General features: G+C 69.3%; 13 protein-coding genes and 1 tRNA gene. 7 read left to right on the top strand and 7 right to left on the bottom strand.

Annotated features, from left to right (window positions below):
- Window positions 1-62: 62 nt before the first annotated feature.
- Together ACH442_RS37750 and ACH442_RS37745 are read right to left on the bottom strand one after the other, a co-directional pair.
- Entirely contained in the window at window positions 63-548 is a 486-nt protein-coding gene (locus tag ACH442_RS37750) for a RidA family protein (protein ID WP_396342893.1), read from the bottom strand.
- The gene (locus ACH442_RS37745) at window positions 545-700 is read right to left on the bottom strand and encodes a DUF4177 domain-containing protein (RefSeq protein WP_396342892.1); all 156 of its coding nucleotides are present in this window, start codon (window positions 698-700) and stop codon (window positions 545-547) included. The genes ACH442_RS37750 and ACH442_RS37745 overlap by 4 nt, the downstream gene beginning before the upstream one ends.
- Window positions 701-817: 117 nt before the next feature.
- Here ACH442_RS37745 and ACH442_RS37740 point away from each other — a divergent pair, with 117 nt between their 5' ends.
- The 3 genes from ACH442_RS37740 (at window position 818) to ACH442_RS37730 (ending at window position 3,792) form a co-directional block, all read left to right on the top strand.
- Window positions 818-1,591 (top strand): hypothetical protein, encoded by a 774-nt coding sequence (locus ACH442_RS37740; RefSeq protein WP_396342891.1) that lies wholly within the window; start codon window positions 818-820, stop codon window positions 1,589-1,591.
- Window positions 1,592-1,624: 33 nt separating this feature from the next.
- Window positions 1,625-2,578 carry an ArsA-related P-loop ATPase gene (locus ACH442_RS37735; protein ID WP_396342890.1) on the top strand — a complete coding sequence of 318 codons (954 nt, stop codon included), beginning with the start codon at window positions 1,625-1,627 and terminating at the stop codon, window positions 2,576-2,578.
- 86 nt (window positions 2,579-2,664) lie between these two features.
- On the top strand, window positions 2,665-3,792 hold the full coding sequence (locus ACH442_RS37730; protein ID WP_396342954.1) for an ArsA family ATPase: 1,128 nt from the start codon (window positions 2,665-2,667) through the stop codon (window positions 3,790-3,792).
- A gap of 73 nt (window positions 3,793-3,865) precedes the next feature.
- Here ACH442_RS37730 and ACH442_RS37725 read toward each other — a convergent pair whose 3' ends face one another.
- Window positions 3,866-4,168: a WhiB family transcriptional regulator gene (locus ACH442_RS37725; protein WP_014695048.1), complete on the bottom strand. Its 303-nt coding sequence runs from the start codon at window positions 4,166-4,168 to the stop codon at window positions 3,866-3,868.
- 334 nt (window positions 4,169-4,502) lie between these two features.
- Here ACH442_RS37725 and ACH442_RS37720 point away from each other — a divergent pair, with 334 nt between their 5' ends.
- The gene (locus tag ACH442_RS37720) at window positions 4,503-6,902 is read left to right on the top strand and encodes a transglycosylase domain-containing protein (RefSeq protein ID WP_396342953.1); all 2,400 of its coding nucleotides are present in this window, start codon (window positions 4,503-4,505) and stop codon (window positions 6,900-6,902) included.
- Between the two features lie 78 nt (window positions 6,903-6,980).
- Here ACH442_RS37720 and ACH442_RS37715 read toward each other — a convergent pair whose 3' ends face one another.
- On the bottom strand, window positions 6,981-7,433 hold the full coding sequence (locus ACH442_RS37715) for a GatB/YqeY domain-containing protein (protein WP_396342889.1): 453 nt from the start codon (window positions 7,431-7,433) through the stop codon (window positions 6,981-6,983).
- A 25-nt stretch (window positions 7,434-7,458) separates the two neighbouring features.
- On the opposite strand from ACH442_RS37715, the gene ACH442_RS37710 reads away from it, so the two are divergent.
- Together ACH442_RS37710 and ACH442_RS37705 are read left to right on the top strand one after the other, a co-directional pair.
- Window positions 7,459-8,352 (top strand): metallophosphoesterase, encoded by an 894-nt coding sequence (locus tag ACH442_RS37710; RefSeq protein WP_396342888.1) that lies wholly within the window; start codon window positions 7,459-7,461, stop codon window positions 8,350-8,352.
- Window positions 8,353-8,426: 74 nt separating this feature from the next.
- A tRNA-Pro gene (locus ACH442_RS37705) sits at window positions 8,427-8,503 on the top strand.
- A gap of 262 nt (window positions 8,504-8,765) precedes the next feature.
- Here the strand turns inward: ACH442_RS37705 and ACH442_RS37700 are convergent.
- Window positions 8,766-9,062 carry a hypothetical protein gene (locus ACH442_RS37700; RefSeq protein WP_396342887.1) on the bottom strand — a complete coding sequence of 99 codons (297 nt, stop codon included), beginning with the start codon at window positions 9,060-9,062 and terminating at the stop codon, window positions 8,766-8,768.
- A 151-nt stretch (window positions 9,063-9,213) separates the two neighbouring features.
- Between ACH442_RS37700 and pyrE the strand changes: the two genes are divergently transcribed.
- Window positions 9,214-9,744, top strand: a complete 531-nt coding sequence (gene pyrE, locus ACH442_RS37695; protein ID WP_396342886.1) for an orotate phosphoribosyltransferase — start codon at window positions 9,214-9,216, stop codon at window positions 9,742-9,744.
- A gap of 525 nt (window positions 9,745-10,269) precedes the next feature.
- Here the strand turns inward: pyrE and ACH442_RS37690 are convergent.
- Both ACH442_RS37690 and ACH442_RS37685 read right to left on the bottom strand, forming a co-directional pair.
- A complete protein-coding gene (locus tag ACH442_RS37690; protein WP_396342885.1) occupies window positions 10,270-11,325 on the bottom strand; it encodes an aspartate-semialdehyde dehydrogenase in 1,056 nt (351 codons plus the stop codon).
- Between the two features lie 8 nt (window positions 11,326-11,333).
- Window positions 11,334-12,599 (bottom strand): aspartate kinase, encoded by a 1,266-nt coding sequence (locus ACH442_RS37685; protein WP_396342884.1) that lies wholly within the window; start codon window positions 12,597-12,599, stop codon window positions 11,334-11,336.
- Between the last annotated feature and the right edge of the window lie 135 nt (window positions 12,600-12,734).

Below are 12,734 nucleotides of genomic sequence, written 5' to 3'. Positions count from 1 at the left end.
CCGAGACACGATGTCCGTTCCGGTCACCTTGGGTCAGCAAACCCGGCCGAACCTGCACAAGATCACGCCACTTCGGCGATGACCTCTACTTCCACCGGCGCACCCAGCGGCAACTCGGCCACGCCGACCGCGCTGCGGGCGTGCCGGCCCTGCTCACCGAGCACCTCGCCGAACAGGTTCGAGGCACCGTTGACCACGGCCGGTTGACCGGTGAAGCCCGGCGCCGACGCGACGAAGCCGCTCACCTTGACGATCTTCACGATCCGGCCCAGGCCGACCAGCGACTCGATCGCGGCCAGGGCGTTCAGCGCGCAGATCTTGGCCAGCTCGGTGGCCTCCTCGACGCTCACCTCGGCGCCGACCTTGCCGGTCGCCGGCAGTTTGCCGTCGACCATCGGCAGCTGGCCGGAGACGTAGACGTAGTTGCCGGACTGGACAGCCGGCACGTAGGACGCCAGCGGCGGAACCACGGTCGGCAGCGTCAGACCCAGCTCGGCCAGCTTCGCGTAGGCGTCGGCGGCGCCCTCACCGGCGATCGGCGTGGTCACTGCTTCGCCCGCTTCATGTAGGCGATCAGGTTGTCCGGGTTCGGCCCCGGCACGACCTGGACCAGCTCCCAGCCGTCCTCGCCCCAGTTGTCGAGGATCTGCTTGGTCGCGTGGACCAGCAGGGGCACGGTCACGTACTCCCACTTCTGCATGGCTGAAGACACTCCTTCGTCGGGTACCGGCACAGCTTAGGACCCGAGGTGTTCGCGGGTTGGCTAGGCTGAGCGGGAAAACGCACGGAGAGCACGTGATCGACCGCGGAGGGTGACGTGACGCAGCCCGGCCATCCGGAACCGCCGGCGCCCGAGCCCGAGCCTCCGGCACCACTTCCCGACCCGCTCCCGTCGCCCGAGCCACCCCACCTGGGCCGTCACGCGCTCCCCGAGCCGACCATGGAGCACCCGGTCGTCCCGGGGTGGCATCAACCGCCGCCGCAGGGCCCGTGGCACGCCCGGCACGAGAAGCCGGGCGAGTGGCAGTACCCGCCACCCGAGCACCTGGCCTGGGAACACTCCCCGCCGGCCGAAGTGCAGCCACCCGAGCCGGAACCCATCTGGGTCGGTCCCGCCGGCGGCCCGTCCGTGCCCGGCCGGGGACCGGTCTCCCGGCGCTCGTCGCTCTTCGTCTCGGCCGCACTGGTGGCCACGATGGCGCTCTGCGGGGGCGGGGCCGTCTCGGCGTACCTGCTGTTCCGGGACGCCGACAACCCCGGCTCGCCGGACCCGGCGACCGCGGTGAACCGTTTTCTCACCGCCGTCTACACCCAGCAGGACGCCGGCGCCGCGCAGGACCTGGTCTGCCGCAAGGCCCGGGACGCGACCAAGCTCAGCGACCGCGTGCAGCAGATCCGCGACTACGCCGACGGCTACGAAGGCGCGACGTTCCGCTGGGACGACCCCGCCGTGACCGCCGGCAACAGCGGTGAGGCGCAGGTGGGCGTACGCGTCGTCATGTCGACCGAGGACGAGAAGACCGCCGCCCAGGACCTGGAGTTCACGGTCGTGCGCAAAAGCGGATGGCTGGTCTGCGAAGTCTCCGGCTGAGCCGGATTTCCCGAACGTCGTAACGTGGACGACATGGGCGAGCATCACGGTAACTGGCCGGAACGACTGCACATCGTGACCGGCAAGGGTGGCACCGGGAAGACCAGCGTCGCCGCCGCACTGGCTCTCGGCCTGGCCGCCGGTGGCCGGCGCACGCTGCTGGCCGAGGTGGAGGGCCGGCAGGGCATCGCCCAGCTCTTCGGGCTGGAGCCGTTGCCCTACTCCGAGCGCCGGATCACCACGACCACCGGTGGCGGCGAGGTGCGCGCACTCCCGGTCGACCCCGAGGAGGCTCTCCTCGAGTACCTGGACATGTTCTACAAGCTGGGCGCGGCCGGGCGGATGCTGCGCAAGGTCGGCGCCATCGACTTCGCCACCACGATCGCCCCGGGCCTGCGTGACGTTCTTCTCACCGGCAAGGTGAAGGAGGCGACCACCCGCTCGCAGGACGGCCGCCGGGTCTACGACGCGGTGGTGCTCGACGCCCCGCCCACCGGCCGGATCGGCCGTTTCCTGAACGTGACCGCGGAAACCGCCCGGCTCGCCAAGATGGGCCCGATCAAGACCCAGAGCGACGGGGTCTCCTCGCTGCTGCGCTCGCCGATCACCGCGGTGCACGTGGTCACGCTGCTGGAGGAGATGCCGGTGCAGGAGACGCTGGACGCGGTCGAGGAACTCACCGCCCTGGGCATCCGGGTCGGCCGGATCATCGTGAACGGCGCCCGGCCGCCACTGCTGGCCGGCGGCAAGGTGACCAAGGCGGAGATCAAGCGGGGGCTGGTCGCCGCGGGTCTGCCGGCCGCCCCGGCCACGGTCGGGCGGCTGGCCACCGAGGCGCAGGCCCATCTGACCCGGCGCGAGCTGGAGGAGTCGCTGCGCCTGGAGCTGGCCGAGCGGGGCCGCCCGATGGTCGAGCTGCCCCAACTGCCCGACGGGGTGGATCGCGCGGGTCTCGATGTCCTCGCCGATCGTCTTCTCTCGGTGTGACCTCGGTTTTCCGCCGCGGGTCAGCTCAGTGCGTTTGATCACGTCGCGTCCGATCAAGACGCCTTACTCTGGGGTGTGTGGTTGATGTGACCGCTCCACGGCTCGACGTCGACGCTCTGCTCGCGGATCCGGGCATCCGGATCGTGGTGTGCTGCGGTTCCGGCGGGGTCGGCAAGACCACCACGGCCGCCGCCCTCGGGCTGCGCGCCGCCGAGGTGCACGGCCGGCGCACGGTGGTGCTGACCATCGATCCGGCCCGCCGGCTGGCCCAGTCGATGGGCCTGACCGAGCTCGACAACACTCCGCGCCAGGTCAAGGGCATCGACGTGTCCGCATCCGGTGGCGAGCTGCACGCCATGATGCTGGACATGAAGCGCACCTTCGACGAGGTGGTGGAGCAGCACACCAAGCCGGAGCGCGCCGCCGAGATCTTCGCGAACCCCTTCTACCAGGCCATGAGCTCGACCTTCGCCGGCACCCAGGAGTACATGGCGATGGAGAAGCTGGGCCAGCTGCGGGCCGGCGACGAGTGGGATCTGATCATCGTGGACACCCCGCCGTCGCGCTCGGCCCTCGACTTCCTGGACGCGCCGGCCCGGCTCTCCCGGTTCCTCGACGGGCGGATGCTGCGGATGCTGCTCGCCCCGGCCCGTGGCGGGCGCAGCATGTTCAGCCTGGTGACCGCGTCGTTCGGGCTGTTCTCGCGGGCGGTGCAGAAGATTCTCGGCGCCCAGCTGCTGACCGACCTGTCGGGCTTCGTCGCCGCGCTGGACTCGATGTTCGGCGGCTTCCGGCAGCGCGCCGACCAGACGTACCGGATCCTGCAGGACCCGCAGACCGCGTTCCTGCTGGTCGCGGCGCCGGAACGGGATGCCATCCGGGAGGCCGCGTACTTCGCGGAGCGGCTGGTGGCGGAACGGATGCCGCTCACCGGCCTGGTGCTGAACCGGATGCATCAGACCGAGGAGGCCGGTCTGCCGGCCTCCGAGAGCGAGGCGGCGGCGGTGCGGCTGGACGAGGCCGGGGATCAGCCGGTCGCCGCGGACGTGCTGCGCATCCACGCCGGGCTGCTGCGGCAGGCCGAGCGGGAGAGCCGGGTCGCGGCCGGGTTCACCGAGGCGTTCCCGCAGGTCCCGACGACCGCGATCGCGGCGCAGCCCGCCGACGTCCACGACGTCGACGGGCTGCGAACGATCGGCACTCTGCTCGCCTGAAAAGCCGGGCTCGCCTGAAAAGCCGGGCTTGCCGGAAGAGCCGGAAGGCTCACCTGGAAAGCCGGAAAGCGGATCAGCGGGTGGAGACCAGCACCTTGTCGGCGCCTTTCTCCTTGAGAGCGGCCTCGAACATCTTCCGCCAGCTCGCCACGTGCGGGTGGCGGCGCAGCAGGGCGCGTCGCTCCCGTTCTGTCATGCCTCCCCAGACGCCGAACTCGATCCGGTTGTCCAGGGCGTCGGCGAGGCATTCGTAGCGCACCGGGCAGCTGCGGCAGATCCTCTTCGCCACGTTCTGCTCGGCGCCCTGCACGAACAGCGCGTCAGGGTCGCCACTCTGACATGCCGCCATGCTGGGCCAGTCGCTGATCATCCCCATTGGTAAACGTCCCCCCTTGCATTTCACCCCCGAACGTCCAGCGCGGCTGCCCATGTCCCCCAAGGCCACGCAGACGTCATGCGAGATGTCTCGCCGGACCATCATGCTCTGTAGTTGGGTGATTACGCAACGTTGTCCCTCAAATACGTATAGCCCGGTAGTTCCGGGCAAAGCGACCCGAGCGCAAGGACCGAACGGGGGTATCTTTGGTGCAGATCGGAGAAAGCGACCCGCCGACCCGGGTGACAGGTCACACTCAAAACGGGCGAAGGCGACCTGCTCGACGGGCGGTCGCGTGCACTCTTCGCGTATCCTGCCTCGGGTGACCTCCTGGATGCGCAGACGCGATCACAACATCTTCACGAACGCGACATCGTTGCTGGTGTGTGGCCTGCTGGCCGGTGTGGTGGTGGCCGCGGCCGCCTTCCCCGCCGCCGCGATGTCCGGTCTCGCCGCCAAGGCCGGCGGAACGTCGTTCGCGAGCCTGCCCAGTGAGCTCAAGGACTTCAGTTCCCCGCAGATCACCCGTGTCTACGCCTCGGACGGCAAAACGCTGCTGTCGCAGTTCTACGACGAGTTCCGCAGTGATGTCCCGCTCAAGGACATCTCGAAGAACATGCAGAACGCGATCATCGCCGCCGAGGACCGGAAGTTCTACGAGCACAACGGCGTCGACCTCAAGGGTGTCGCCCGCGCGTTCGTGAGCAACAACCAGGGTGGCTCCCAGCAGGGCGCCTCGACGCTCACGATGCAGTACGTGCGAATGTCGCTGGCCTATTCGGCGACCAACCCGCAGGAGGTGATCGACGCGACGAAGGACACCCCGAAGCGCAAGATCACCGAGATGAAGTACGCGCTGCAGATCGAGAAGCAGCTCACCAAGGAGCAGATCCTCGAGCGCTATCTCAACATCGCGCCGTTCGGTAACCAGGCCTACGGCATCTACGCCGCCAGCCAGGTCTACTTCAACAAGAAGCCGAAGGACCTGGACGCCGCCGAGGCGGCCATGCTCGCCGGCATGGTGAAGGCCCCGACCAGCTTCAACCCGACCATCAAGACGGGTCACGAGCAGATCCAGGCGCGGCGCGACAACTACATCCTGCCGGGCATGGTGGCGATGGGCGCGATCACGCAGGCCGACGCCGACAAGGCGAAGACCGAGAAGATCCCGACCAAGGTCAAGTCGGTCGGCAACGGCTGTGTCTCGGTCGCCAAGAACAGCTGGGGCTTCTTCTGCGACTACTTCTACCGCTGGTGGATGAGCCAGGAGGCGTTCGGCGCCACGACGTATGACCGCGAGCGCCGGCTGAAGAGCGGTGGCTACAAGGTCGTCACCACGATCGACCTGAAGGGCCAGGCGTCGGCCCGCGCCGAGATCTCCGAGCGGCAGCCCGACAGCAGCAAGAACGCTCTGCTGCTGGCCGGCGTCGAGCCGGGCACCGGCAAGGTCCGGATCCTCGCGACGAACCGGAAGTACGCGCTGGACGACCCGGATCACCCGACCAACGAGATCTCGCCGGACCCGAAGAAGAAGGCGAAGAAGATCCGCGGCTCGTTCCCCAAGACGACGAACCCGCTGATCACCGGTGGTGGCGACATCTCGGGTTACCAGGCCGGCTCGGTGTTCAAGATGTTCACCATGGTCGCCGCGCTGGAGAAGGGCATCCCGCTCAGCTACCCGATCAACGCGCCGGCGGTGTTCCACTCGAAGTACAAGACGTCCCCGAGCGACTCGTCGGCCTGCCCGAACTCCAGTGACTGGTGCCCGCGCAACGCGAGCGCCAAGGAGGCCGGCGTCTTCAACATGTGGACCGGTTTCGGCAAGTCGGTGAACACGTTCTTCGTGCCGCTGGAGCAGAAGGTCGGCGCGGACAACGTGGTCGCGGTGGCCAAGCGGTTCGGCATTCAGTTCCGCAGCGAAACGGACATCCTTCAGGCCAAGAATGCAGCCGGCTGGGGCGCGTTCACCCTGGGCGTCATGGACTCCACCCCGCTGGAGATGGCGAACGCGTACGCGACGCTGGCCGGTGACGGCAAGTACTGCGAGGCCACCCCGGTCGAGCAGATCACCACGAACGACGGCGAGAAGATCGACGTCGGCAAGCCGCACTGCATCCAAGCCACCACCAAGGACGTGGCCCGTGCGGCCATCGACGCGGCCCGCTGCCCGGTCGGCGACTCGGCCCAGCTCGGCAGCTGCGGCGGCGGCGGCACCGCTCCCGACACCCACGGGATCGTCGACCACCCGGTGTTCGGCAAGACCGGTACCACCGACAACAGCAAGACCGCTTCGCTGATCATCGGCACCACGTCGCTGGTCGTCGCCGGTTACATGGCCGTGCCGGACTGGCAGAACCACACCGACCAGATGTCGCACCCGATCATCAACAAGACGGTGCAGTACACGCTGCGGGACTACATGAAGGGCAAGCCGAGCGTCCAGTTCAAGACGCCCGGCAACGACAAGATCACCACCGGCGATCTGCGCAGCATCCCGGATGTGACCTGCGACTCGATCGGCTCGGCCAAGGACAAGATCAGCGGCGCCGGCTTCGACCCGGTGGTCGGCGAAACCGTCGACTCCGACTGCCCGGCCGGCACCGCCGCGGGCACCTCCGAGGAACGCACCATAAAGGGTGGCGCGGTGACGATCGAGGTCAGCAACGGCAAGCAGAACCAGCCGCAGAACCCGCAGGTTCCCCAGCCGGGTAATACCAAGCCCGGTCGGCGATAGGCACCAGGGCATCCGAGAAGGGGCGGGAGACCACGGTCTCCCGCCCCTTCTCGCGTACGCGCAAATCGTCTTTGCGAATCAGCCCAGCTGACGCCGCACCTCGGCGGCGACCCGGCCGCCTTCCGCGCGTCCCGCCACGGCGGCCTGCGCCGCCTTCATCGCCGGGCCCATCTGGGCCTTGCCGGAGAAGCCGCCGGCCGTCAAAGCCCCCGCCACGATCTCCGCGATCTCCGCGTCGGAAAGCTGTTTCGGCAGGTAGCGGTCGAGGATCTCGCCCTCGGCGGTCTCCTTCGCGGCCTGCTCGGCCCGGCCCGCCCCGGCGAACGCCGACGCCGCGTCACGCCGCTTCTTCGCCTCCTTGGTCAGCACCGACAGCACCTCGTCGTCGGAGAAGTCCCGCTCCTCGTCGCCGGTCGTCTCGGCGGTGCGCACCGCGGCCAGGGCCAGGCGCAGCGTGGAGGTGGTCAGGTCGTCCCGGGACTTCATCGCGGCGTGCAGGTCATCGTTCAGGCGGTCTTTCAGCGTTCCCATGGACGGAGAAACTACCCTTGCCGTCATGCGTAAGCGCTCCCTTATTTCCGCCGCCGCCGCGCTGGCCGCCGTGGGCGGCGCCACCTTCGCCTATGCCTCACTCGTCGAACGGAACATGTTCACGCTCCGCCGCTTCGACGTCCCGGTGCTCGACCCGGACGCGGAACCGCTGCGCATCCTGCACCTCTCCGATCTGCACATGATGCCTGACCAGCGGCGCAAGCAGGAGTGGGTGGCCGGGCTGATCGGCACCGACCCGGACCTGGTGATCGTCACCGGCGACAACATGGCCTCGCCGTACGCGGTGCCGGGCGTGCTGCGCGCCCTGGAACCCTTGCTCGACGTGCCGGGCGCGTTCGTGTTCGGCAGCAACGACTACACCGGCCCGGTCCTCAAGAACCCCTTGCAGTACCTGCTCTCCGACCGGGAGTACGTGCACGGCGTCGACCTGCCCTACGACGACCTGCGAGCCGCGTTCACCGACGCCGGCTGGGCGGACCTGAACAACGCGCGCACGGTCCTGAAGGCCGGGGGCCGCTCGCTCGAGCTGGTCGGCGTCGACGACCCGCACGTCGAGCGCGACGACTACCCGTCGGTGGCCGGGCCGATCAGCGCCGGCGTCGACCTGCATCTCGGGGTCACCCACACGCCGGCCTCCCGCGTGCTCGACCCGATGGCGGCCGACGGCTTCGAACTGCTGCTCGCCGGGCACACCCACGGCGGGCAGGTGTGCGTGCCCGGCTACGGCGCGCTGACCACCAACTGCGACCTGCCGACCCGGATGGCGAAGGGGCTGCACCGGTGGCCCGGCTCGGACTCCTGGCTGCACGTCTCGGCCGGACTGGGCACCCACCCGACCGCGCCGATCCGGTTCGCCTGCCGGCCGGAAGCTTCCGTCCTCACCCTCATCCCGCGCTGACCTGCGGGAACACACCAGGGGGGTCCCGGATTTCGAGCCTGCGGGAAGGTCCGCTAGTATTCTTCTCGCAGCAACGGGGTGTGGCGCAGTTTGGTAGCGCGCTACGTTCGGGACGTAGAGGCCGTGGGTTCAAATCCCGCCACCCCGACCAGCTTGCCGAGAGGCCCGGTTTCCGGAAACGGAAATCGGGCCTCTCGCTTTGTGTCGGCAACGGATGGCCCGCCGGTTCTCAGATGGGCCTTGCGGACCGCTGAGCGGCCCCAGGAGGCGCTTACCGGCCTGGGACGCGTCTCTGTTCGCAACAGCGCCGTCAGGGTCTCAAGATCGCCGTGACGGCCCGGCCGCCGCCGTTCCGGCCCCTCGCTGACCGGCCGCTGACGTTCCGGCCGCCGCACTCATCGGCGAGCGATCGATCACACGGCGAACTGGGGCCGGACCGGGACGCCGGCCACCGACGGCCCGACCGGACGCGGCGCCATCTGTTGCGGCACGCAGTACGGGCCGAGCATGGTCTCCACGACGGGCGCGATCGTCTGCCGCTCCCCGAGCTGCATCAATCGGGTCGCGCGGGCCAGCGATCCGGTCTCGCCGTCACGGAAGCCCTCCCGGTAGCCGCGCTCGTAACGCTCGCCCCGACCGAAGGCCCGGCCGAGCGCGAAGCACGACGATCCGGCGAAGGCGAGCAGGAAGAGGATGGCGAAGGGCGTCACAGCGATGTTCCTTCCGGGCACAAGCCGCTAATTAGGCGAAAACTACCCCAAACAGACATAGAATGCCGTATTGCGGAGATCAAGTACGCCAACGGGTGACGACCGGGGTGGTCGTGTGTCGCCACACCCTCGCCTGACAAGCTGGGACCTTGTGACTGACTCCAACGACCTCGCCCGGCAGGTGCGCTCCGTGAGCCGTCTGACCGGCGAATTCACGCTGCGTTCCGGCCGCATCGCCAACGAATACTTCGACAAGTACCAGTTCGAGGCCGACCCCGTGCTCCTCGACAAACTCGCCGAGCAACTCGCCGTCCTGATCCCGGAAGGCACCGAAGTGCTGGCCGGCCTGGAAATGGGCGGCATCGCGGTCGTCACCGCACTGGCCCGGCACGCCGGGCTGCCCACCGCCTTCGTCCGCAAGGAGGCGAAGAAGTACGGCACCGCCCGCCTCGCCGAGGGAGCCGAGGTCGCCGGCCGTCGCGTGCTGGTCGTCGAGGACGTCGTGACCTCCGGCGGCCAGGTCGTCATCTCCACCGGCGAGCTGCGCAAACTCGGCGCGCACGTGGACCACGCCATCTGCGTCATCGACCGCGGCGAGGGCGGCACCCAGGCCCTCGCCGACGCCGGCATCACCCTGCGCGCGCTGCTCACGCGCGCCGACCTGGACGCCGCCGCCTCCTGAAAAGCGTCAGAACAAGGTCAAATTCTTCATTGCCCATCTCCGCCGGGGTACAGATCGTCGCTCCCGCGGGGACCCTTCCGGGCTGAGCAGGGCGCAGGGCGCCCAGAACGCTCAGCCCGAAAGGGCGGCCTCCGTGGGTGGTCCCGCCCAGGGCAACAAACCTGCCCACGGGCCACCCCGGGCCGCCCGGTCCCACGCGCCGGAGCCCGCGAGGTGGGCGGTTGACAGCTCAGGCAGCGCCCTCCCGGCCCCGGCTGGTTCTCACCGTGGCCCGGGCCCAGCCGCGACCCGCGCTCGCCGGCTGGTACTCACCGTGGCCCGGGCCCAGCCGCGACCCGCGCTCGCCGGCTGGTACTCACCGTGGCCCGGGCCCAGCCGCGACCCGCGCTCGCCGGCTGGTACTCACCGTGGCCCGGGCCCAGCCGCAGCCCGCGCTCGCCGGCTGGGCGTCACCGTTGTCATCCGGGCCGGATCACCACCGTGAGAGCCAGCCGGGACGCGGCGTCAGGGACTGCGGCGGTTGGCTTACTTACTGAACTCGGCGGCCAGGAGTTCGGCGGTCTGGACGGTGTTGAGGGCAGCGCCCTTGCGCATGTTGTCGCCCGTCACGAAGAAGTCCAGGGCTCGCGGGTCGTCCATCGCGCGGCGGATCCGGCCGACCCAGGACGGGTCGGTGCCGACCGCGTCGATCGGCATCGGGAACTCGCCGGCATCCGGGTCGTCGACCAGGATCACGCCCGGGGCGTTGCGCAGCACCTGGCGGGCGCCGTCCGCGGTGACCTCGGCGGCGAAGACCGCGTGCACGGCGACCGAGTGGCCGGTCACCACCGGCACCCGGACACACGTCGCGGAGACCTTGAGCGCGGCCACGCCGAGGATCTTCCGGCTCTCGTTGCGGAGTTTCAGCTCCTCCGTGGACCAGCCGAGCGCCGCCGCCTGGCCGGCCCAGGGCACCACGTTCAGCGCCAGCGGGGCCGGGAACGGGCCGAGATCGTCGCCGACCGCCTGCCGCACGTTGCCCGGGCGCGACCCGAGCAGCCGATCCCCCGCGACTTTGGTGAGCTGGTCGTGGAGGGTGTCGACGCCGAGCTGGCCGGCCCCGGAGGCCGATTGGTACGACGCGAGGACGAGCTCACGCAACCCGTACTCGAAATGCAGCGGAGCGACCGCCATGATCATCGCGGCGACCGTGCTGTTGGCACTGGAGACGATGCCGCGCGGCCGGTGACCGAGCACGTCCCGGTTGACCTCGGGCACGACCAGCGGCACGTCCGGTTCCATGCGGAACACGGCGGAGTTGTCGACCACGACGGCACCCCGGGACACCGCGATCGGGGCCCAGTGCGCCGCCACGTCGTCGGGCACGTCGAACATCGCCACGTCCACGCCGTCGAACGACTCGGCGGTCAGCGACCCGACCGGAAGGGACTCTCCCCGGCACATCAGTGACTTGCCCGCCGAGCGGGTGGAGGCGATCAGCCGGATCTCGCCCCAGACGTCGCGCCGGGACGAGAGCAGGTCGAGCATGACGGTCCCGACGGAACCGGTGGCTCCGACGACGGCGAGCGTGGGCCGCGCCATCGTCCGGCTTACCGGCCGGTACCGCCGTAGACGACGGCCTCCTCCGAGCCGCCCAGCTCGAACTGGTCGTGCACGGCGCGGACGGCAGTGTCCAGGTCGGTGTCGCGGCAGACGACCGAGACCCGGATCTCCGAGGTGGAGATCATCTCGATGTTCACGCCGGCCTCACCGATGCAGGCGAAGAACGAGGCGGCGACGCCCGGGTGCGAGCGCATGCCGGCGCCGATCAGCGAGACCTTGCCGACGTGGTCGTCGAAGAGCAGGCTCTTGAACTTGATCTGATCCTTGATCTTGTCGAGCGCGCTCATCGCGGTCGCCCCGTCCGCCTTCGGCAGGGTGAACGAGATGTCGGTGCGGCCGGTGCCCTCGGTCGACACGTTCTGCACGATCATGTCGATGTTGATCTCGGCCTGCGCGACGGTCTCGAAGATCCGGCCGGCCGAGCCCGGCTCGTCGGGGACCCCGACGATCGTGATCTTGGCCTCGCTGCGGTCGTGCGCGACCCCGGTGATCAGTGCTTGCTCCACGTCAGGGTCCTCCATCGAGCCGGTGACGAGCGTGCCTTCTTTGTTCGAGTACGAAGAGCGTACGTGGATCGGCACCTTGAAGCGGCGCGCGTACTCCACGCATCGCAACATCAGCACCTTCGCCCCGCCGGCGGCCAGCTCAAGCATCTCCTCGTAGGTGATCTTCTTGATGTGCTGGGCGTCCGGGACGATCCGCGGGTCGGCGGTGAACACGCCGTCCACGTCGGTGTAGATCTCGCAGACGTCGGCGTGCAGGGCCGCCGCCAGCGCGACCGCGGTGGTGTCCGACCCGCCGCGGCCCAGGGTGGTGATGTCCTTGGTGTCCTGCGACACGCCCTGGAAACCGGCGACGATGGCGATGGCGCCCTCGTCCAGCGCGGTCCGCAGGCGGCCGGGGGTCACGTCGATGATCCGCGCCTTGCCGTGCGTCGAGGTGGTGAGCACGCCGGCCTGGGACCCCGTGTAGGACCGGGCCTCGTAACCGAGGTTGTGGATCGCCATGGCCAGCAGCGCCATCGAGATCCGCTCGCCCGAGGTGAGCAGCATGTCCAGCTCACGGCCGGGTGGCAGCGGGCTGACCTGGTTGGCCAGGTCCATCAGCTCGTCGGTGGTGTCGCCCATCGCGGAGACGACCACGACCACGTCGTCACCGGCCTTGCGAGCGGCCACGATGCGCTCGGCCACGCGCTTGATGCGCTCGGCGTTCGCCACCGACGAGCCACCGTATTTCTGCACCACAAGAGCCACGGCCAACCAATCCTTTCAGCGCAATCGCCACCACACTAGCCGCGCGGGGTGACGACCTCGACAGACGATCCCAGAATCCGGCCGCGACACGCCGACTTCACATTCGGGCGTGTCGCGTACTCCGGGCGGTATGAG

Source organism: Actinoplanes sp. NPDC020271, from assembly GCF_044388125.1.
Taxonomy (GTDB): Bacteria; Actinomycetota; Actinomycetes; order Mycobacteriales; family Micromonosporaceae; genus Actinoplanes.
The sequence above is the reverse complement of the archived record's forward strand: the minus strand, read 5'-3'. Positions and strand labels throughout refer to the sequence as shown.